This is a genomic window from Streptomyces sp. NPDC041940, from assembly GCF_055589465.1.
Window position 1 is genome coordinate 264,738 of the sequence record NZ_JBVJBP010000010.1, and the last position, 18,438, is coordinate 283,175.

The window sequence follows — 18,438 nt, forward strand, 5'->3', positions numbered from 1 at the left end:
CCCCTCGAAAGCCGCCTGTGGCTGTCCACAGGCTGGGGGCAAAGCCGCAGGTGAGGGCCTACGACTGAGCGCGTATGCCCACAGATGTGCGCGCGCGTCCGGGTTTAGGCTCGGACGCGGCACGCGAGTGCCTCAACGCCACGTCGGACACCTGTACACCTAAGGAAAACAACTGATGGATCTCGGTCTCGTCGGCCTCGGCAAGATGGGCGGCAACATGCGCGAGCGGATCCGCCGCGCGGGCCACACCGTCCTCGGATACGACCGCAACGCGGATCTCGCCGATGTCCACAGCCTGGAGGAGCTTGTGGGCAAGCTCAGCGGCCCCCGGGTGGTCTGGGTGATGGTCCCGGCGGGCGAGGCCACGCAGTCCACGATCGACCAGCTCGCCGCGCTGCTGGAGCCCGGTGACGTCGTCGTGGACGGCGGCAACTCCCGCTGGACCGACGACGAGAAGCACGCCGAGGAGCTGGCGGCCAAGGGCATCGGCTTCGTCGACTGCGGTGTCTCCGGCGGCGTCTGGGGCCTGGAGAACGGCTACGCGCTCATGTACGGCGGCGACAAGGCGGACGTCGCCAAGGTGCAGCCGGTCTTCGACGCCCTCAAGCCGGAGGGCGAATTCGGCGCGGTGCACGCGGGCAAGGTCGGCGCGGGCCACTTCGCGAAGATGGTCCACAACGGCATCGAGTACGCGATGATGCAGGCCTACGCCGAGGGCTGGGAGCTCCTGGAGAAGGTCGACTCCGTGACCGACGTCCGCGATGTCTTCCGCTCCTGGCAGGAGGGCACGGTCATCCGCTCCTGGCTGCTGGACCTCGCGGTCAACGCGCTCGACGAGGACGAGCACCTGGACGGGCTGCGGGGTTATGCACAGGACTCCGGCGAGGGACGCTGGACTGTGGAGGCCGCCATCGACCACGCGGTGCCGCTGCCGGCGATCACCGCGTCGCTGTTCGCGCGGTTCGCCTCCCGCCAGGAGGACTCGCCTCAGATGAAGATGATCGCGGCGCTGCGGAACCAGTTCGGCGGCCACGCGGTCGAGAAGAAGTAAGCAACACCCGAGCGCCTGGGAGGTCGGCGAAACGACCATGCACGTCACGCATCTGTCGCTGGCCGACTTCCGCTCCTATCCCCGGGTCGAGGTCCCGCTCGATCCGGGGGTGACGGCCTTCGTCGGGCCGAACGGGCAGGGCAAGACCAACCTCGTCGAGGCCGTCGGCTATCTCGCCACCCTCGGCAGCCACCGGGTCTCCTCCGACGCTCCCCTGGTCCGCATGGGCGCCGAGCGCGCCGTCATCCGGGCCCAGGTCCGGCAGGGCGAGAGGCAGCAGCTGGTCGAGCTGGAGCTGAACCCGGGGCGCGCCAACCGCGCCCGTATCAACAGGTCCTCGCAGGTCAAGCCGCGTGACGTGCTGGGGATCATACGGACGGTCCTCTTCGCGCCCGAGGATCTCGCCCTGGTCAAGGGCGACCCCGGTGAGCGGCGCCGGTTCCTCGACGAGCTGATCACCGCCCGCTCCCCGCGCATGGCCGGGGTGCGCTCCGACTACGACCGGGTCCTCAAGCAGCGCAACACCCTGCTGAAGTCGGCCGCGCTGGCCCGTCGGCACGGCGGCCGCAGTGTGGACATGTCCACGCTCGACATCTGGGACCAGCACCTCGCGCGCGCGGGCGCCGAGCTGCTCGCGCAGCGCCTGGATCTGATCGCGGCCGTCCAGCCGCTCGCCGACAAGGCGTACGAGCAGCTGGCTCCCGGTGGTGGCCCCATCGCCCTGGAGTACAAGCCGTCCGCGCCGGGCGAGGCGCACACCCGCGAGGACCTCTTCGAGCAGCTGATGGCGGCGCTCGCCGAGGCCCGCAAGCAGGAGATCGAGCGGGGCGTCACCCTGGTCGGCCCGCACCGGGACGACCTCCAGCTCAAGCTGGGCCAGCTGCCCGCCAAGGGCTACGCGTCGCACGGCGAGTCCTGGTCCTTTGCGCTGGCCCTGCGCCTGGCCTCGTACGACCTGCTGCGTGCCGAGGGCAATGAGCCGGTGCTGGTGCTGGACGACGTCTTCGCCGAGCTGGACACCCGCCGCCGTGAGCGTCTGGCCGAGCTGGTGGCGCCCGGCGAGCAGGTCCTGGTGACGGCCGCGGTCGAGGACGACGTACCGCATGTGCTGTCCGGGACGCGGTTCGCCGTGTCCGACGGGGCGGTGGAGCGCGTATGAGCGCACAGGAGCCGAAGGACACCCCCGAGCCTTCCGGCGTGGACCTCGCGCGCGTGGCGCTCCGTGCCGCCAAGGAGGCCGCCCGCGCGCGTGGGGACGCGGCGCAGCAGAAGAAGCAGGCGCGCCGGGGCGGTCTGCGCTCCGGCGCGCGCGCCGACGGGCGCGATCCCATGGCGCTCGGCTCCGCGATCAACCGGCTGATCACCGAGCGCGGCTGGGAGGCTCCGGCCGCGGTGGGCGGTGTGATGGGCCGCTGGCCGCAGATCGTCGGCGAGGACGTGGCCAATCACTGTGTGCCGGAGAAGTACGACGAGGACGAGCACGTCCTGATCGTGCGCTGTGATTCGACGGCCTGGGCGACGAACCTGCGGCTGCTCGCCCCGACCCTGGTCGCCCGTCTCAACGAGGACCTGGGTCACGGCACGGTGCGGCAGATCAGGGTGCTGGGCCCCAGCGCCCCCACCCGCCGCTACGGCCCCCTGCGTGCCCCGGGCAGCAGTGGACCTGGTGATACCTACAGGTGACTTACGTCACGTCTTACGGGGTCGGAGCGGCCCGGTCGGAGCCGTTCCGGGCACTGTTTTCTGCCACCGCACACGGTTGCGAACAGCGACCTGACTCCGAAGTAGCCAAGGGTTGACGGCCGGAAGCGCTGAGTGCCTCCGTGAGCCTCTTGGAGCCCCCATCCGCATATCGGGAGTCGGGGAAGACCCGTCGAGGGCGGCACATGCGGACTCAGGTACCGGCAAACCCCCATCAGTGTCGGTGCTACCGGTAGACTGGAGCCAATCCCGCCCCACTCGCTGGGGACCGTCCGGGACAAGCTGAGCAACGCTGATCAAGGCTTACCAACGCAACATGCCGCAGCCGCTCCGGCAACCCGCCGGCGAGCCTGGCTCGTGCTGTGCCAGAAAGGGCGCTTCGTGGCCGATTCCGGCAACCCCAACGAGAACATCCCGTCCACCGACGAAGGCGTGACCAGCGAGGCGATCACCTCCCACGGCGAGGTAACCGCCTCGTACGACGCCAGTGCCATCACCGTCCTCGAGGGTCTGGACGCGGTCCGCAAGCGGCCCGGCATGTACATCGGCTCGACCGGTGAGCGCGGACTTCACCACCTGGTGCAGGAGGTCGTCGACAACTCCGTCGACGAGGCGCTGGCCGGGCACGCGGACACGATCGACGTGACGATCCTCGCCGACGGCGGCGTGAGGGTCGTGGACAACGGCCGTGGCATCCCGGTCGGCATCGTCCCCTCCGAGGGCAAGCCGGCCGTCGAGGTCGTGCTGACGGTGCTGCACGCGGGCGGCAAGTTCGGCGGCGGCGGCTACGCGGTCTCCGGTGGTCTGCACGGCGTGGGCGTCTCCGTCGTGAACGCCCTGTCGACCAAGGTGTCCGTCGAGATCAAGACCGACGGCTACCGCTGGACCCAGGACTACAAGTTGGGCGTCCCGACGGCCCCGCTCGCCCAGCACGAGGCCACGGACGAGCACGGCACCACGGTCACCTTCTGGGCCGACCCGGACATCTTCGAGACCACGAACTACTCCTTCGAGACGCTGTCGCGGCGCTTCCAGGAGATGGCGTTCCTCAACAAGGGTCTGCGGATCAACCTCGCCGACGAGCGCGAGTCGGCGAAGGCCACGGCCGGTGCGGACGAGGCCGGTGAGGACGAGAAGCACGAGGTCAAGGCCGTCTCGTACCACTACGAGGGCGGCATCGTCGACTTCGTGACGTACCTCAACTCCCGCAAGGGCGAAGCGGTGCACCCCACCGTGATCGACCTGGAGGCCGAGGACAAGGACAAGCTCCTGTCCCTCGAGGTCGCCATGCAGTGGAACGGCGGCTACACCGAGGGTGTGTACTCCTTCGCCAACATCATCCACACGCACGAGGGCGGTACGCACGAAGAGGGCTTCCGGTCCGCGCTGACCTCGCTGATCAACAAGTACGCGCGCGACAAGCGGCTGCTGCGGGAGAAGGACGACAACCTCACCGGTGACGACATCCGCGAGGGTCTGACCGCGATCATCTCGGTCAAGCTGAGCGAACCCCAGTTCGAGGGCCAGACGAAGACCAAGCTGGGCAACACCGAGGTCAAGACCTTCGTCCAGCGCGTCGTCTACGAGCACCTGGCCGACTGGCTGGACCGCAACCCCAACGAGGCCGCGGACATCATCCGCAAGGGCATCCAGGCGGCCACCGCGCGCGTGGCGGCCCGCAAGGCGCGCGACCTGACGCGCCGCAAGGGCCTGCTGGAGACGGCCTCCCTCCCGGGCAAGCTGAGCGACTGCCAGTCGAACGACCCCACCAAGTGCGAGATCTTCATCGTCGAGGGTGACTCCGCCGGCGGCTCCGCCAAGTCCGGCCGGAACCCCGAGTACCAGGCGATCCTCCCGATCCGCGGCAAGATCCTCAACGTCGAGAAGGCGCGGATCGACAAGATCCTGCAGAACCAGGAGATCCAGGCGCTGATCTCCGCCTTCGGCACCGGGGTCCACGAGGACTTCGACATCGAGAAGCTGCGCTATCACAAGATCATCCTGATGGCGGACGCCGACGTCGACGGCCAGCACATCAACACCCTGCTGCTGACCTTCCTGTTCCGCTTCATGCGGCCGCTGGTCGAGGCCGGGCACGTGTACCTCTCCCGTCCGCCGCTCTACAAGATCAAGTGGGGCAAGGACGACTTCGAGTACGCGTACTCCGACCGGGAGCGCGACGCCCTCATCGAGATGGGCCGCAACGCCGGCAAGCGCATCAAGGACGACTCGGTGCAGCGCTTCAAGGGTCTCGGCGAAATGAACGCCGAGGAACTGCGCATCACGACCATGGACCAGGAGCACCGCGTCCTCGGCCAGGTCACCCTCGACGACGCCGCCCAGGCCGACGACCTGTTCTCGGTCCTCATGGGTGAGGACGTCGAGGCCCGCCGCGCGTTCATCCAGCGCAACGCCAAGGACGTCCGCTTCCTCGACATCTGAGTCGGTCTCAGCTGACCGCACCAGGAAGGACCTTCACCAGCAATGACCGACGAGAACACTCCCGTGACGACGCCCGAGGGTGACGCCCTGGCCATGCGCGTCGAGCCCGTCGGGCTCGAGACGGAGATGCAGCGCTCGTACCTCGACTACGCGATGTCCGTCATCGTCTCGCGTGCGCTGCCGGACGTCCGCGACGGCCTCAAGCCCGTCCACCGCCGTGTGCTGTACGCCATGTACGACGGCGGCTACCGCCCCGAGCGCGGCTTCTACAAGTGCGCCCGCGTCGTCGGCGACGTCATGGGCAACTACCACCCGCACGGCGACTCCTCGATCTACGACGCGCTCGTGCGCCTCGCCCAGTCCTGGTCGATGCGCATGCCGCTCGTCGACTCCAACGGCAACTTCGGCTCTCCGGGCAACGACCCGGCGGCGGCCATGCGCTACACCGAGTGCAAGATGGCGCCGCTGTCGATGGAGATGGTCCGTGACATCGACGAGGAGACCGTCGACTTCACGGACAACTACGACGGCCGCTCCCAGGAGCCGACCGTCCTGCCGGCCCGCTTCCCGAACCTGCTGATCAACGGCTCGGCCGGGATCGCGGTCGGCATGGCGACCAACATCCCGCCGCACAACCTCCGCGAGGTCGCGGCCGGCGCCCAGTGGTACCTGGAGAACCCCGAGGCCTCGCACGAGGACCTCCTGGACGCGCTGCTCGAGCGCATCAAGGGCCCCGACTTCCCGACCGGCGCGCTCGTCGTCGGCCGCAAGGGCATCGAGGAGGCGTACCGCACCGGCCGCGGCTCCATCACCATGCGCGCGGTCATCGAGGTCGAGGAGATCCAGAACCGCCAGTGCCTGGTGGTGACGGAGCTGCCGTACCAGGTGAACCCGGACAACCTCGCCCAGAAGATCGCCGACCTGGTGAAGGACGGCAAGATCGGCGGCATCGCCGACGTCCGTGACGAGACGTCCTCGCGCACGGGTCAGCGCCTGGTCATCGTGCTGAAGCGGGACGCGGTCGCCAAGGTCGTCCTGAACAACCTGTACAAGCACACCGACCTGCAGACGAACTTCGGCGCCAACATGCTGGCGCTGGTGGACGGCGTGCCGCGCACGCTCTCGCTCGACGCGTTCATCCGCCACTGGGTGACGCACCAGATCGAGGTCATCGTCCGCCGTACGCGCTTCCGGCTGCGCAAGGCCGAGGAGCGGGCGCACATCCTGCGCGGTCTGCTGAAGGCCCTGGACGCCATCGACGAGGTCATCGCGCTGATCCGGCGCAGTGACACCGTCGAGATCGCGCGCCACGGCCTGATGGACCTCCTGGAGATCGACGAGATCCAGGCCAACGCCATCCTCGAGATGCAGCTGCGCCGACTGGCCGCCCTGGAGCGCCAGAAGATCGTCCAGGAGCACGACGAGCTCCAGGCGAAGATCAGCGAGTACAACCGGATCCTCGCCAGCCCGGTCCGCCAGCGCGAGATCGTCAGCGAGGAGCTGGCCGCGATCGTCGACAAGTTCGGCGACGACCGTCAGACGAAGCTGATCCCCTACGAGGGCGACATGTCCATCGAGGACCTGATCGCCGAGGAGGACATCGTCGTCACGGTCACCCGGGGCGGCTACATCAAGCGCACCAAGACCGACGACTACCGGGCCCAGAAGCGCGGCGGCAAGGGCGTGCGCGGCACGAAGCTCAAGGAAGACGACATCGTCGACCAGTTCTTCGTGTCCACCACGCACCACTGGCTGCTGTTCTTCACCAACAAGGGCCGCGTCTACCGCGTCAAGGGCTACGAGCTGCCCGACGCCGGCCGGGAGGCGCGGGGCCAGCACGTCGCGAACCTGCTCGCCTTCCAGCCGGACGAGGCGATCGCCCAGATCCTGGCGATCCGCGACTACGAGGCGGTTCCCTACCTCGTTCTCGCCACCAAGGCCGGGCTGGTGAAGAAGACGCCTCTGAAGGATTACGATTCGCCCCGTTCCGGCGGTGTGATCGCCATCAACCTCCGTGAGCAGGAGGACGGTTCGGACGATGAACTGATCGGAGCCCAGCTGGTCTCGTCGGACGACGATCTGCTTCTGATCAGCAAGAAGGCCCAATCGATCAGGTTCACCGCGTCGGACGAAACCCTGCGCCCCATGGGCCGTGCCACCTCGGGTGTCAAGGGCATGAGCTTCCGCGAGAGCGACGAGCTGCTCTCGATGAATGTTGTTCGACCCGGTACGTTCGTGTTCACTGCCACAGACGGCGGGTACGCGAAGCGGACCAACGTCGACGAGTACCGCGTCCAGGGTCGCGGCGGCCTCGGCATCAAGGCCGCCAAGATCGTCGAGGACCGTGGCTCGCTCGTCGGCGCGCTGGTGGTCGAGGAGACCGACGAGATCCTCGCCATCACGCTGTCGGGCGGTGTGATTCGTACGCGAGTCAACGAGATCAGGGAAACCGGCCGTGACACCATGGGCGTCCAACTGATCAATCTGGGCAAGCGCGATGCCGTGGTCGGCATCGCTCGCAACGCCGAGGCGGGACGCGAGGCGGAAGAGGTCGACGGCGACATCGTCGTCGACGAGACCGCCGAAGGCGCCGCGACCACCGGCACGGACGAGGGTGAGGCGCCCTCGTCTGAGTAGCACGAGGAGTGAGTCAGCGTGAGCGGAGCCACGGGCGCCGGACCGAGCGGTACCTCGACGGGTACGGACACGGACGACGGCGGCCGTGGCTCCGCCGCGCGTGCGGCGGACCCGCACACGACCAACCTGAAGGCGGTCAAGCCGGCCGACAAGGACGACTCGCCCTCGCCTGACACGCAGGGATCCCAGGGGGGAACCGTGACGGACACCCGAGGTCCGCAGACCCAGCAGCACAGCGCTGGAGCGGGCCCGGCCGCATCCGGCGCCCAGCCACAGCCGCAGCCCAAGGGGGCCGAGACGGCTTCTCCGCTGCCGGGGGAACGGCAGGCGCAGCAGCAGGCAGGGCCGTACCACCCGCCGCAGGCCTATCCGGCGCAGCAGGCGGCGGCCGGTGCCGGTGCCTCCGCCGGTGCCGCGCGGCGCCCCCGTACGGGAGCGGCCCGCACCGTGCCCCGTGTCCGCAAGGCGCGGCTGCGGGTGTCGAAGGCCGACCCCTGGTCGGTGATGAAGGTCAGCTTCCTGCTCTCCATCGCGCTGGGCATCTGCACGATCGTCGCGTCCGCCGTGCTGTGGATGGTGATGGACGCGATGGGCGTCTTCTCGACGGTCGGCGGCACGATCTCGGAGGCGACCGGCTCGAACGAGTCCAACGGCTTCGACCTGCAGGCTTTCCTGTCGCTGCCCAACGTCCTGATGTTCACGTCGGTCATCGCGGTCATCGACGTCGTCCTGGCGACGGCCCTCGCGACCCTCGGCGCGTTCATCTACAACCTGTCCGCGGGCTTCGTCGGCGGTGTGGAGCTGACGCTCGCCGAGGACGAGTGACACGACCCCTTTGACATGGTTTGACGTTGTCCCGACAACCGATTTTGGGACTGCCCATGTCGTGCGCTAATCTTCAGGAGTCAGCGCGCGGGAGACACCCCCGCACAGCGCGGCGGGGCTATAGCTCAGTTGGTTAGAGCGCATCCCTGATAAGGATGAGGCCACAGGTTCAAATCCTGTTAGCCCCACCAGCATGAAGAACCCCCAACCGGTAGCGGTTGGGGGTTTTCTGCGTGACCAGGGGGCGGGCGGGACATGAGGAAGCCCGGCGGCTCTGTCGAGCTGCCGGGCCTGTACGCAGGGTCGCCGTTGGGGTGGTTCGGGGGTTCAGCGCTGCAAGGGGGCGAGATAGTCCGCCGTGGGTTCCGATTCCGCGTCGGTGTCCGCGAGCGGGCGGTGGCGGCAGCGGGGGGTCTTGCCGTGGGCCTCGGCCCGGATGCGCTGTTTCATCGTGGGGGGCAGGGCTTTCGCCAAGGACGCGGGAAACGTCGCCGATGCCGTCCGCTGGTGCGGGATGCGCTCGCTGTTGCGCTCCGGCTCGGTCTGGAGTACCGCCGGGGCGGTGGTCCTGGTGACGAATCCGAGCGTCGTGCACAGCGCCAGGAAGGCGGTGACGATGGCGGTCCACAGCTTCATGACCTTGTTCCGGGCCATGGCCCCTCACTTTCGGGTCGGGCGATTTGCGTACTTTCCTCATGATGTGTATGGGGGTCGAGAAGTGGGGGACCGACGCCCGTGGCGCGGCGATGTTCCGATGAACACCACTCGGATGGCCGCAGGAGGGGCGAAAATGTATGGAGAGAGGAGGAAAGCGCCCAAAGTAACCGTCCGTCGGGGTGTGATCACCCTCCGATCGGAACGGTGGACTCCGCTTCTATCCCGGTTGCCCGGACGGGAGTTGAGGTCCGACTCAGGTCACCGATCGGTATCGGTCGGTGTGTATAGTCGGGCGCCAGAGGTCCCCTACGTCAACGAAAGACGAGGTCGCGCGGTGAAGAAGCTTCTCCTGGTCGCACTGGCCGCCATCGGCGGGCTCCTCGTGTACCGCCAGATCCAGGCGGATCGCGCCGAGCAGGATCTGTGGACGGAGGCGACTGACTCCGTGCCCACGGGTTCGTGAGTCACGACATCCAAACCGAGCACACCCCGGCCGCCTCGCGGTCGGGGTTTTGTGTGTCCCGGGGCCGGCCGTACGGGCAGGATGGGCCACGGCTCGCGGATTCTCATGGGTGAGGGGTGGCGCGTGAGGGGACGGTGTCGTACGGCGTGGGGGCGCGCGGGCGCGTGGCGCGGTAGCCCGTCGGTGGCCGTGCGCCTGGGGGTTGTGGGGGTAGTGCTGGGGGCTGCGGCTGCCGTGACGCCGGGCCCGGCCGCCCTGGCCGCCGCCGGGGCCTCCGGTACGGCTGTGACGCCGGGCCCGTACGCCTTCGCCGACGGTGCCCGGAGCGTCGAGGGCGCGAGGAGCACCGCGGACGCCGTGGTCCTGAAGCCCGGCACCGCCTACAAGAGCTCACTCCCGAGCAGCGGCAAGGTCAACTACAGCGTCGAACTCGACGCCGCGTCGAACGCGTACGTGTCCGTCACCGCCGCCCCCTCCCCCGACAGCACCGTCTCCGTCATCGACGGGCTGCGGGTGTCCATGCAGGACGCCGAGGGCAACTCCTGCTCCGTGGACACCGCGAACTTCGGCGCCGCCCGCAGTCCGCACCCGGTCGCGGCCTGGGGCCTGCGCGAGATCTCGCCCACCAAGCCCCTGTGCCGGAAGGCCGGCACCTACTACGTGTCCGTCGAGCGGGTCGACCCGAAGGGCGAGGGCTCCTCGCCGGACGCCTGGGACCTGGAACTCCTCGCCATGACGGAGCCGCGGACTGCGAGGACCGGGGCGACCGGCGCGCCCGAGGTGTGGAACTCCGCCACGCCCCAGCCGCTCCAGGGGAAGGCGGAGCGCCGTCGGGGCGGTGCGGGATTCGCCGGGGCGACACCCCTCGACCAGGGCGTCTGGCGGGACTACATCCGGCCCGGACAGACGGTCTTCTACGAGGTGCCGGTCGACTGGGGCCGGCAGCTCCACGCCACCGCCGAGCTGGGCAGCACGGACTCCGGCGGCACCGGCTACACGACCGGCGCCCTTGACCTGGCCCTCTACAACCCCGCCCGCGGTCACGTCGCCGACGTGAGTGTCGGCTACGACGGCGACCAGAAGTCCGGCAGCCTGCCTCCCCTGCCGCCGGTCGACCACGCCAACCGCAATGCCGCCCTCGGCCAGGTCGGCGCCATGCGCTTCGCCGGCTCCTACTACCTCGTCGCGCATCTCGCGGAGAGCGTCGCGGGCACCTTCGGGGACGGGCCGTTCGCGATGACGCTGCGCGTCCGGGTGAGCGGAGCGGCGAAGAGCGGGCCCGAGTACGTGGGGGAGTCCGAGCCCGCGGGCGTCTTCGAGGTCTCGGACCAGGAGCGTGAGGCGGCGGCGGAGGGCGCGGCCGGGGGCGACGACACCGCGATGCGGGCGGTCGCCGTGGGCGGCATCGGCACCGGGAGCGCGCTGCTGGTGGGGCTCGGGGTGTGGACCGTGGTGGCGCGGCGGAGGAGCGCTGCCCAGTAGCGCCGGTCCCTCGCCGGGGCTGATGCCCGCGCGGGCTCAGACGCGGGCTCAGACGCGGGCTCGGATGCGGGCTCAGATGCGGGTCAAGGCCCAGAAGCCGACGGCGTAGCAGGCCAGGGCGAGCAGCAGGAGCGGGACCGCCACCTTGGCCGGGGGACCGGGGCGGCGGCGCGGCCGTTCCGCGCGATGCCGTGAGGCGGCCCGGGTGGGCGGTGGGGCCTGCGGGGGCTGATGCGGGGCCTGGGTGGTGTACGAGGCCGTGGAGGCGTCGGGGCGGTGGTGCGCCGCGGGGGGCAGAGGCTGACCGGGGTGGGCCGGGTGGCCGGCGTACGCCGGTGGGAGCGGCTGGGAGGTGTGCAGCCGGTGGGTGGTGTCGTAGGGGGAGACGGGGGTCTCCGGCTGGTGCGGGGCTTGGGCCTGTGCGTCATGGGGCCGGCCCTCGGGTGCGGGGGAGGAGGTGCCGGTGGCCTGCGGAGGCGGCAGATGGAAGCTGCCGGTGTCCGACATGGAGGCCGGCTGAGGCTGGCCAGGGGTCGACGGGGTGGACGGGGTGGCTGACGGGCCGGGGTCCTGGCGGGGGTCGGGCTGTACGGCCCCGGGGCCTGGGATCGACCAGGCATGGCCGTTGTCGTCCGACGGTGTCTCGACTGACGGTGCCTCGTCCGGCCCCGAGCCGGACGGTTCTTCCCCGCGGCCCAGTCCCCGCGCTCTCTCCAGCGGGCCCTCGGGGGCGAACCCCGGGGGAAGAGGGCCGAGTTGGTCGAAGATCTCGATCAGCTCGTCGTCCGGGCCGGGCTCCGGGAGGAGTTCCGCGGCGGCGGCGAGAGCCTTGCGCGCCCCCGTGGCCGTACGGAACCGCGCCTGCGGGTCCGGCTGCAGCAGCGTGGCCACCACCTGCCACAGCGGCTCCGGGATGCCCTTGGGCGCACCGGGCGTCCCGTGCTCGGCGAAGTACTGGATGAGCGCCTTGCTGTCCGGCTTGGCCCCCTCCAGCAGATACAGCGCGACCAGTCCTACGGCGAACAGGTCGGCGGGGAAGTCGGGTTCGGCGCCCATCAGCTGTTCGGGCGCGAGATAGCCGGGCGTTCCCACGACGAGGTTGGTCTCCGTCAGGCGGGGTTCGCCCAGCCGCATCGCGATGCCGAAGTCGGACAGCCGCAGCCGCGGCCGGCCGGTGCCGGTGGCCTCCAGCAGCACGTTGGCGGGCTTGACGTCGCGGTGCACGACGTCCTCCGCGTGTACCGCGGCCAGCCCCGCCAGCAGCTGGTCGAGCAGGGTGCAGACGAACGCCGGCGGGAGGGGACCGTAGTCCCCGACGATGTGGGCCAGGGAACCCCCGGCGACCAGGTCCATGGTGAACAGGACCTTGTCGTCGTCGGCCGCCCAGCTGGAGGGGGCGAGCACATGGGGGTGGTCGATCCGCAGGGCCTGTTCGCGCACGAAGCGCAGCAGCGAGTGCGCGTCGCTCTGGAGCAGGACCTTGGCGGCGACGTAGCGGCGGCGGCGGTGGTCCCAGGCGCGCCAGACGGCACCGACCCCTCCGCGCCCGATCGGGTCGACCAGTTCGTACCGGCCGGCGAAGACCTCACCCATGGCTGTACGTCGCTCCTCCCCCTGCGCCTTCCCCCCTTGCTTCCCCCTCGACGAGCGCTGCGACTCCTCGATGAGTGATGCGACTCCCCCGTTGCGCTACGACTCCCCCGTTGAGCGGGAGAATCCGCTCTCGCCGGCTGGTCCCCCGTGCGTGACACGCCCCCGCGTGTCCGCCCGTGCCGTGCGCTGTCCCCCGTGACGCCGGTCAGCGTCCGTCCCCCGTCAGATCACTCCGTCCGGCCGCCGAACCCCCTTCGGCTGCCGGGCGGTGTGATCAGCTCTGGTGGGACTGGTAGTGCGCGACCGCGTCCGAGGTGCGGCCCGCGCCGTACACCCGGAGGAACTCTGCCAGTTCCGGGTGGGTCGGGGCGAGGGTCTCCGCGGCCTCGATGATGTCGCCCGCCGCCGCGACCGAGCGCAGCAGCGACTGGATCTCCCGGACCACGCGCTTGACCGTGGGCGCTCCCGAACTGGTCGTCGTCTGCGTGGTGTTGCTCAGCACCGAGCCCCCTTGTGACTTCTTGATCTCCTCCATGCGCTCAGTGGCCTCGGCCGCGCTCACGCTGCCGTCCGCGACCTGCCCGGCCAGGTCCTGCAGCAACTGCACGCGCTGCACGACGGCCGGGTTGCCGATCTTCGCCCGCTGTCCGCTCATCAGCTGCGACAGCATCGGTGCGGACAGTCCCAGAACCCCCGCGAGACGAGCCTGGTTGAGACCAAGATCGTCGATGAGCCTACGGAAGAGCGCCCCCAACGGCTCCCCGTACCAGTTCCGCTGCAGTTCCCGCGCTCTTGCGGTGGCTTCCTGCTGTGCGGCGTCCATTGCGTCTCCCCATCGCTTCCCCATGTACGGCGGTTCGCGGTAGCGAACCACGCCGAGCATCTTACGGAGAGTGGTCGGCGACGGGGACCCCCAATCCTTTTGCGGAATCACGGGGGTGACCCGGTACTCTGGTCTCCGACGCCCGCCGGGACGGCTTCGTCCGGGCGGATGTCCCCTTCCGGGGCCTTAGCTCAGTTGGTAGAGCGCTGTCTTTGCATGGCAGATGTCAGGGGTTCGACTCCCCTAGGCTCCACTTGATCAGACCCCTCTGATCTGCGGAAACGCAGACAGGGGGGTCTTTCTCGTGCCGGTCGGCGCATCGGGTCAGGCGGTGCTCACGGATTCGGCCTCGTTCACGTGGTACGTGCCGAGGTGACGGTTGAAGACGACCCAGGCGATGGAGGTCGCCAGGCCGCAGGAGGCGATGACCAGGGCCGTGGTGGGGCTGAGGAACTGGGAGACGGTGCCGCCCACGATCGCGCCGACGGGTTCGAAGCCCAGCGTCGTGAAGCGCATGGCGGAGGTGACCTGACCGATCATGTGCGTCGGCGTCACCATCTGCTTGATCGTCTCGCTCATGACCAGGTTCACGACGATGGCGAAGCTCCACAGGAACATCCCGGCGGCCACGGCCAGGAACCGCGGGAGGGAGGAGTCCAGCAGTTCGGAGCCGGGGACGAGGAAGGCGCCCACGGTGGGTACGACCAGGGACAGGACGTAGAGCAGCCGGGTCCGCACCCTGCTCATGAACGAGGAGGCGGCTGTCGCGGACAGCACACCGCCGAGCCCGCCGGCCGCGCTCGCGAGGCCGACGAGGAGGGGGCTGAAGCCCAACTCCTTGACCACGTAGAAGGTGTAGACGGCGAAGAACATCGCCGTGAAGAAGTTGAAGTGGGCCGCGGAGACGATCACCGGTCGCAGCACGGGGTGGGAGAAGGCCCAGGTGAAGCCGGTCAGGGCGCCCTTGACCGACTCCTGTTCCGATTCCTGCTCCTGCTCCTGCTCCTGCTCCGTGTTCTCCTGCTCGGCGTCCTCGAGCCCTGAGGGCTTCTCGCTCTTCTTCGTGCCGTCTCCGGAGCCGAGCAGCAGCACCGTGCTCGCGACATAGCTGCAGACGTCGGCGACCAGGGCCATGGGCGCTCCCAGCGCCTGGACCAGAAGCCCTCCCAGGCCCGGTCCCGCGACCTCGCTGACCGCGGTGCTGCCCTCCATATACGAGTTGATCTTGGGGAGTTGGCGGCGGTCGAAGGTCAGCACCATGTGCGAGGAGAGCGCGGAGTCGTACAGGAGGGTGAGGGCGCCGACCAGGAAGACGGTCGTGAAGAGCAGGGGGATGCTCAGCAGGTCCAGCGCGTAGGCCACCGGGATCATCCCGATCAGCAGCAGGCGCAGGATGTTCGCCGTCACCATGACCGACCTGCGCGGGTAGCGGTCGGCGGTCATGCCCACCCACAGCCCCAGGAGCAGCACGGCCAGCGATTCGGCGCTGCCGAGCAGGCCCATCTCGAACGCGGAGGCGTCGAGGGTTCCCAGGGCGAGCAGCGGGATGATGACCACGCTGGCCTGGGTACCGAACAGGGACACCGTCTGGGCGGTCCACAGGTTTCTGAAACTGCGGTCTTTGAGCACGTCGGACTCCTGGCGGCACGCCGGTAGGTCTGATGAAAGCGGTGCGGACGTCACCGCACGGCCCTGCCGGTGGCGGCCAGAGCCGTGCGGGGATCAACAACCGGCCGCCGGAGGCTTGTTGGGGCGGGCCGTCGTACGTGAACGGCCGCTACTTGGCCGTGCCGAAGTGTACGGCGATGGAGTAGCGCACCCAGGACTGCGAGCGGATCCCGCACACGCTGTGGTGGTATCCGGGGTTGATCCGCAGGAGCGCCACGCGTCCCTGCTCGGGCTGGGTGGCCAGGGCTTCGCCGCTGGGGGCCTCCACCACGAGTTCACCGCCGTCGCCCGCGGTCCACCCGGGGGAGAGGAAGAAGACGAGGCCGAAGCGCCGGTCGTCGAAGGTGTCGGAGTGGCGGCGCAGATAGTGGCCGGCCTCGTACTTGGCGATGTCGGCCGAGCGGAAGGACACCCGCTCGCCGAAGGCCCCCGAGAAGGCGTCGGCCACGTCGGTGCTCTTGAGCGCGGAGATGAAGGCGCGGATGCCCAGGGCGTCCCGGGGGATGTCGCGCAGACAGCCGCTGCGCGAGAAGCGCCGCTCGGGGGCGGCCTCGGCGAACTCCTCGGCGCCGCACGGCTTCACGTTGTCGTCGGGGGTGAGCAGCCAGTGCTCCGTGGCCCAGGTCGGCAGGGCGGCCAGCTCGGAGACGAGGGGGTCTGTCATGTCCGCAGGCATCAGGGGCAGGCTGGTGGCCGGAGCGTCGCTTCCTGGCCGCAGCCGGCCGAGTGCTTCCGCCACGGGGGCCGCGGTCAGCATGCCGATCGTCTTGCCGTGGAAGGCGATCGCGGCGTCCCTGCTCATGTGGTCCATGACGGAAGCGCTCTGCGCCGAGTCCTGCATCTTGCCTCTCCTTCGGTCGGTAGGGGCCCACGCCAAGGGATCAGCGGGCCCTGGTCACCCGGTTCTCGTCCCACACCGGTTCCTGCGTCTGCACCACCTCGCCGTCGGAGCGGAAGAGGAGGTAGCGGTTGAAGGAGCTCGCGAGCCAGCGGTCGTGGGTGACCACGACGACCGTGCCGTTGAACTCCTCGATGGCCTGCTGCAGCGCCTCGGCCGAGACCAGGTCGAGGTTGTCCGTCGGTTCGTCGAGCAGGAGCAGCGTCGCGCCGCCGAGTTCCAGGAGCAGGATCTGGAACCGGGCCTGCTGTCCTCCGGAGAGCGTTTCGAAGCGCTGGTCCGCGGCGGCCGCCAGCTCGTACCGGGTGAGCATGCCCGCGGCGGCCCCGCGGTCCAGGCCCTCGCGGATGCCTTCACCGCGGCCCATGATCTCCACGAGGGTCCTGCCCACCCACTCCGGGTGCTGGTGGGTCTGGGTGAAGAAGCCGGGTACGACCCGTGCGCCCAGCCGCCAGGAGCCCGCGTGGTCCACGTCGAGGCCGGCCAGCAGCTTCAGCAGATGGCTCTTGCCCGAGCCGTTCGACCCGAGCACCGCTACCCGGTCTCCCAGGTAGATCTCCAGGTCGAACGGCTTCATGAGCCCGCTCAGTTCCAGTCGCTCACAGGTGATGACGCGGGTTCCGGTACGGCCTCCCGTAAGCCGGGGGACCACGCGCTGCTCCCGGGGCAGCTCGGGCGGCCGGCCCGCTTCCTCGTACTTGCGCAGCCGGGTCTGGGCGGCGCGGTAGCGGGGCGCCATGGCGGCGCTGATCTTCGCCTGCTCGCCGAGGGTGTGCACCAGGTCCTTGAGCCGCTCGTGCTCCTCGTCCCACCGGCGGTGCAGCTCGGCCAGCCGTTCGCGCCGCGCCTGGCGGGCTTCCTTCCAGCCGGTGAAGGAGCCGCCGTGCACCCAGGTGCTGCGGCCTTCGAGAGCGACGACCTTCGTGGCGACGTTGCCCAGCAGGGCACGGTCGTGGCTGACCAGCAGCACGGCCTTGTCGGTGGTACGCAGCTGCTCTTCCAGCCACCGCTTGCCCGGGACGTCCAGGTAGTTGTCCGGCTCGTCGAGGATGAGCACCTGCTCGCGCCCGCGCAGCAGCGCCTCCAGCACGAGGCGCTTCTGCTCACCGCCGGAGAGGGTGTTGACGTCGCGGAAGCGGGCGCGGTCGAAGGGCATGCCGAGCGCCGCGGTGGTCACCACGTCCCACAGCACTTCGATCTCGTAGCCGCCGGCCTCGCCCCAGGTGCTCAGCGCCTCGGCGTACCGCATCTGCGTGGCCTCGTCGTCGCGTTCCATCAGCTCGAGTTCGAGGGCGTCGATGTCCGCCGCGGCCGTGGCGATCCGCTCGGGGGCGGCGGCCAGCAGCAGATCGCGCACGGTGGACTCGTCACGTACCGAACCGATGAACTGCGGCATCATCGCCAGGCCGCCCTGCACGTGGACGGTGCCGGCACGTGGCTTGAGCCGCTTCCCCGCGACGTTGACCAGGGTGCTCTTCCCCGCGCCGTTGTGGCCGATCAGTGCCGCGACCTCCCCTGCCCCCACGGAGAAGCTGACGTCTTCGAACAGTGTGCGCCCGTCGGCGAGATTGCAGCGGACACTGTTGAATTCAAGGAATCCCATGATTCTGAGCTTCGTTCTCTCGCTTTGGAAGATGCGCTGCGTGCGGCGCGGAATTTAACGCTCCGGTTTTAGGTGGTCCGCCCAAAGAGTCCACTACCCCTCCCCGGTGGCCCTTCAATCCCCCTGCATCAATCCCCCCGCAGCACGACGTCAAAGGCGTTCACGCGTTTCACGGATCCTGCCTGGACAGATCCTCGAACACAAGGGGAAGAAATGTCCGTGTTGCAGTCATTGGGCATGCTTTGCGGCGAAAAATAAATCGGGATGAGAGACGCTTGACAAGCGCCTATCGGAATGGTGAAGCTTCCTGACGTCAGAGCAATTCAGTTCCGCTGCACATGAGGAGCGACAGTGAACGAGAACGTTGCTGAGTCCGCAATTCAGGTTGCCTCGCAGGAGCAGGATGACATCTTCTTCATCGAGGAGATGGACGTGGCCGACGCCGCTCAGGTGATGGTCCACCGCTGTTGACAGAGTGAGCGGGAGTGGGGGGGGGGGGGGGGGGGGGGGGGGGGGGGGGGGGGGGGGGGGGGGGGGGGGGGGGGGGGGGGGGGTTGGGGGGGGGGGGGGGGGGTTTGTCGGTGTGGTCGCTGCC

The 18,438-nt window shown here is 69.3% G+C and carries 14 protein-coding genes and 2 tRNA genes; 10 read left to right on the top strand and 6 right to left on the bottom strand.

Annotated features, from left to right (window positions below; all coding sequences use genetic code 11):
* The first annotated feature begins 175 nt into the window (after positions 1 to 175).
* The 7 genes from gnd (at position 176) to ACZ6I3_RS19625 (ending at position 8,847) form a co-directional block, all read left to right on the top strand.
* Entirely contained in the window at positions 176 to 1,051 is an 876-nt protein-coding gene (gnd, locus tag ACZ6I3_RS19595) for a phosphogluconate dehydrogenase (NAD(+)-dependent, decarboxylating) (protein WP_469415995.1), read from the top strand.
* Between the two features lie 37 nt (positions 1,052 to 1,088).
* Positions 1,089 to 2,210, top strand: coding sequence for a DNA replication/repair protein RecF (gene recF / locus ACZ6I3_RS19600; protein WP_469415996.1), 1,122 nt, complete (start codon positions 1,089 to 1,091; stop codon positions 2,208 to 2,210).
* Positions 2,207 to 2,734, top strand: a complete 528-nt coding sequence (locus tag ACZ6I3_RS19605) for a DciA family protein (RefSeq protein WP_469415998.1) — start codon at positions 2,207 to 2,209, stop codon at positions 2,732 to 2,734. Before recF ends, ACZ6I3_RS19605 begins: the two co-directional genes overlap by 4 nt.
* A gap of 399 nt (positions 2,735 to 3,133) precedes the next feature.
* A complete protein-coding gene (gene gyrB, locus ACZ6I3_RS19610) occupies positions 3,134 to 5,194 on the top strand; it encodes a DNA topoisomerase (ATP-hydrolyzing) subunit B (protein ID WP_469416000.1) in 2,061 nt (686 codons plus the stop codon).
* A gap of 42 nt (positions 5,195 to 5,236) precedes the next feature.
* Complete coding sequence (gyrA, locus tag ACZ6I3_RS19615) at positions 5,237 to 7,831, top strand: DNA gyrase subunit A (protein WP_469416002.1); 2,595 nt, start codon at positions 5,237 to 5,239, stop codon at positions 7,829 to 7,831.
* Positions 7,832 to 7,849: 18 nt separating this feature from the next.
* Entirely contained in the window at positions 7,850 to 8,656 is an 807-nt protein-coding gene (locus ACZ6I3_RS19620; protein ID WP_469416003.1) for a DUF3566 domain-containing protein, read from the top strand.
* A gap of 114 nt (positions 8,657 to 8,770) precedes the next feature.
* A tRNA-Ile gene (locus tag ACZ6I3_RS19625) sits at positions 8,771 to 8,847 on the top strand.
* 136 nt (positions 8,848 to 8,983) lie between these two features.
* Here ACZ6I3_RS19625 and ACZ6I3_RS19630 read toward each other — a convergent pair.
* On the bottom strand, positions 8,984 to 9,310 hold the full coding sequence (locus ACZ6I3_RS19630) for a DUF6344 domain-containing protein (RefSeq protein WP_469416004.1): 327 nt from the start codon (positions 9,308 to 9,310) through the stop codon (positions 8,984 to 8,986).
* Positions 9,311 to 9,647: 337 nt separating this feature from the next.
* Between ACZ6I3_RS19630 and ACZ6I3_RS19635 the strand changes: the two genes are divergently transcribed.
* Together ACZ6I3_RS19635 and ACZ6I3_RS19640 are read left to right on the top strand one after the other, a co-directional pair.
* Positions 9,648 to 9,776: a DLW-39 family protein gene (locus ACZ6I3_RS19635; RefSeq protein WP_003999697.1), complete on the top strand. Its 129-nt coding sequence runs from the start codon at positions 9,648 to 9,650 to the stop codon at positions 9,774 to 9,776.
* A gap of 105 nt (positions 9,777 to 9,881) precedes the next feature.
* Positions 9,882 to 11,258, top strand: a complete 1,377-nt coding sequence (locus ACZ6I3_RS19640; protein WP_469416006.1) for a hypothetical protein — start codon at positions 9,882 to 9,884, stop codon at positions 11,256 to 11,258.
* A gap of 72 nt (positions 11,259 to 11,330) precedes the next feature.
* On the opposite strand, the gene ACZ6I3_RS19645 is transcribed toward ACZ6I3_RS19640, so the two are convergent.
* Positions 11,331 to 12,851, bottom strand: a complete 1,521-nt coding sequence (locus ACZ6I3_RS19645; protein ID WP_469416008.1) for a serine/threonine-protein kinase — start codon at positions 12,849 to 12,851, stop codon at positions 11,331 to 11,333.
* Between the two features lie 274 nt (positions 12,852 to 13,125).
* On the bottom strand, positions 13,126 to 13,674 hold the full coding sequence (locus ACZ6I3_RS19650; RefSeq protein WP_189727172.1) for a helix-turn-helix domain-containing protein: 549 nt from the start codon (positions 13,672 to 13,674) through the stop codon (positions 13,126 to 13,128).
* Positions 13,675 to 13,854: 180 nt separating this feature from the next.
* On the opposite strand from ACZ6I3_RS19650, the gene ACZ6I3_RS19655 reads away from it, so the two are divergent.
* A tRNA-Ala gene (locus ACZ6I3_RS19655) sits at positions 13,855 to 13,927 on the top strand.
* 71 nt (positions 13,928 to 13,998) lie between these two features.
* Here the strand turns inward: ACZ6I3_RS19655 and ACZ6I3_RS19660 are convergent.
* From ACZ6I3_RS19660 to ACZ6I3_RS19670, 3 genes are all read right to left on the bottom strand, one after another.
* Positions 13,999 to 15,303 (bottom strand): MFS transporter, encoded by a 1,305-nt coding sequence (locus tag ACZ6I3_RS19660; protein ID WP_469416011.1) that lies wholly within the window; start codon positions 15,301 to 15,303, stop codon positions 13,999 to 14,001.
* A 148-nt stretch (positions 15,304 to 15,451) separates the two neighbouring features.
* Positions 15,452 to 16,183 carry a 2OG-Fe(II) oxygenase gene (locus ACZ6I3_RS19665; protein WP_469416012.1) on the bottom strand — a complete coding sequence of 244 codons (732 nt, stop codon included), beginning with the start codon at positions 16,181 to 16,183 and terminating at the stop codon, positions 15,452 to 15,454.
* Between the two features lie 40 nt (positions 16,184 to 16,223).
* On the bottom strand, positions 16,224 to 17,843 hold the full coding sequence (locus ACZ6I3_RS19670) for an ABC-F family ATP-binding cassette domain-containing protein (protein ID WP_469416014.1): 1,620 nt from the start codon (positions 17,841 to 17,843) through the stop codon (positions 16,224 to 16,226).
* Between the last annotated feature and the right edge of the window lie 595 nt (positions 17,844 to 18,438).

What these genes read in the sequence shown, in the direction of transcription:
- gnd (WP_469415995.1), top strand. Translation starts at nt 176, where the DNA reads ATGGATCTCGGTCTCGTCGGCCTCGGCAAGATGGGCGGCAACATGCGC.
- recF (WP_469415996.1), top strand. Translation starts at nt 1,089, where the DNA reads ATGCACGTCACGCATCTGTCGCTGGCCGACTTCCGCTCCTATCCCCGG.
- ACZ6I3_RS19605 (WP_469415998.1), top strand. Translation starts at nt 2,207, where the DNA reads ATGAGCGCACAGGAGCCGAAGGACACCCCCGAGCCTTCCGGCGTGGAC.
- gyrA (WP_469416002.1), top strand. Translation starts at nt 5,237, where the DNA reads ATGACCGACGAGAACACTCCCGTGACGACGCCCGAGGGTGACGCCCTG.
- ACZ6I3_RS19630 (WP_469416004.1), bottom strand. Translation starts at nt 9,310, where the DNA reads ATGGCCCGGAACAAGGTCATGAAGCTGTGGACCGCCATCGTCACCGCC.
- ACZ6I3_RS19640 (WP_469416006.1), top strand. Translation starts at nt 9,882, where the DNA reads ATGGGTGAGGGGTGGCGCGTGAGGGGACGGTGTCGTACGGCGTGGGGG.
- ACZ6I3_RS19645 (WP_469416008.1), bottom strand. Translation starts at nt 12,851, where the DNA reads ATGGGTGAGGTCTTCGCCGGCCGGTACGAACTGGTCGACCCGATCGGG.
- ACZ6I3_RS19650 (WP_189727172.1), bottom strand. Translation starts at nt 13,674, where the DNA reads ATGGACGCCGCACAGCAGGAAGCCACCGCAAGAGCGCGGGAACTGCAG.
- ACZ6I3_RS19665 (WP_469416012.1), bottom strand. Translation starts at nt 16,183, where the DNA reads ATGCAGGACTCGGCGCAGAGCGCTTCCGTCATGGACCACATGAGCAGG.
- ACZ6I3_RS19670 (WP_469416014.1), bottom strand. Translation starts at nt 17,843, where the DNA reads ATGGGATTCCTTGAATTCAACAGTGTCCGCTGCAATCTCGCCGACGGG.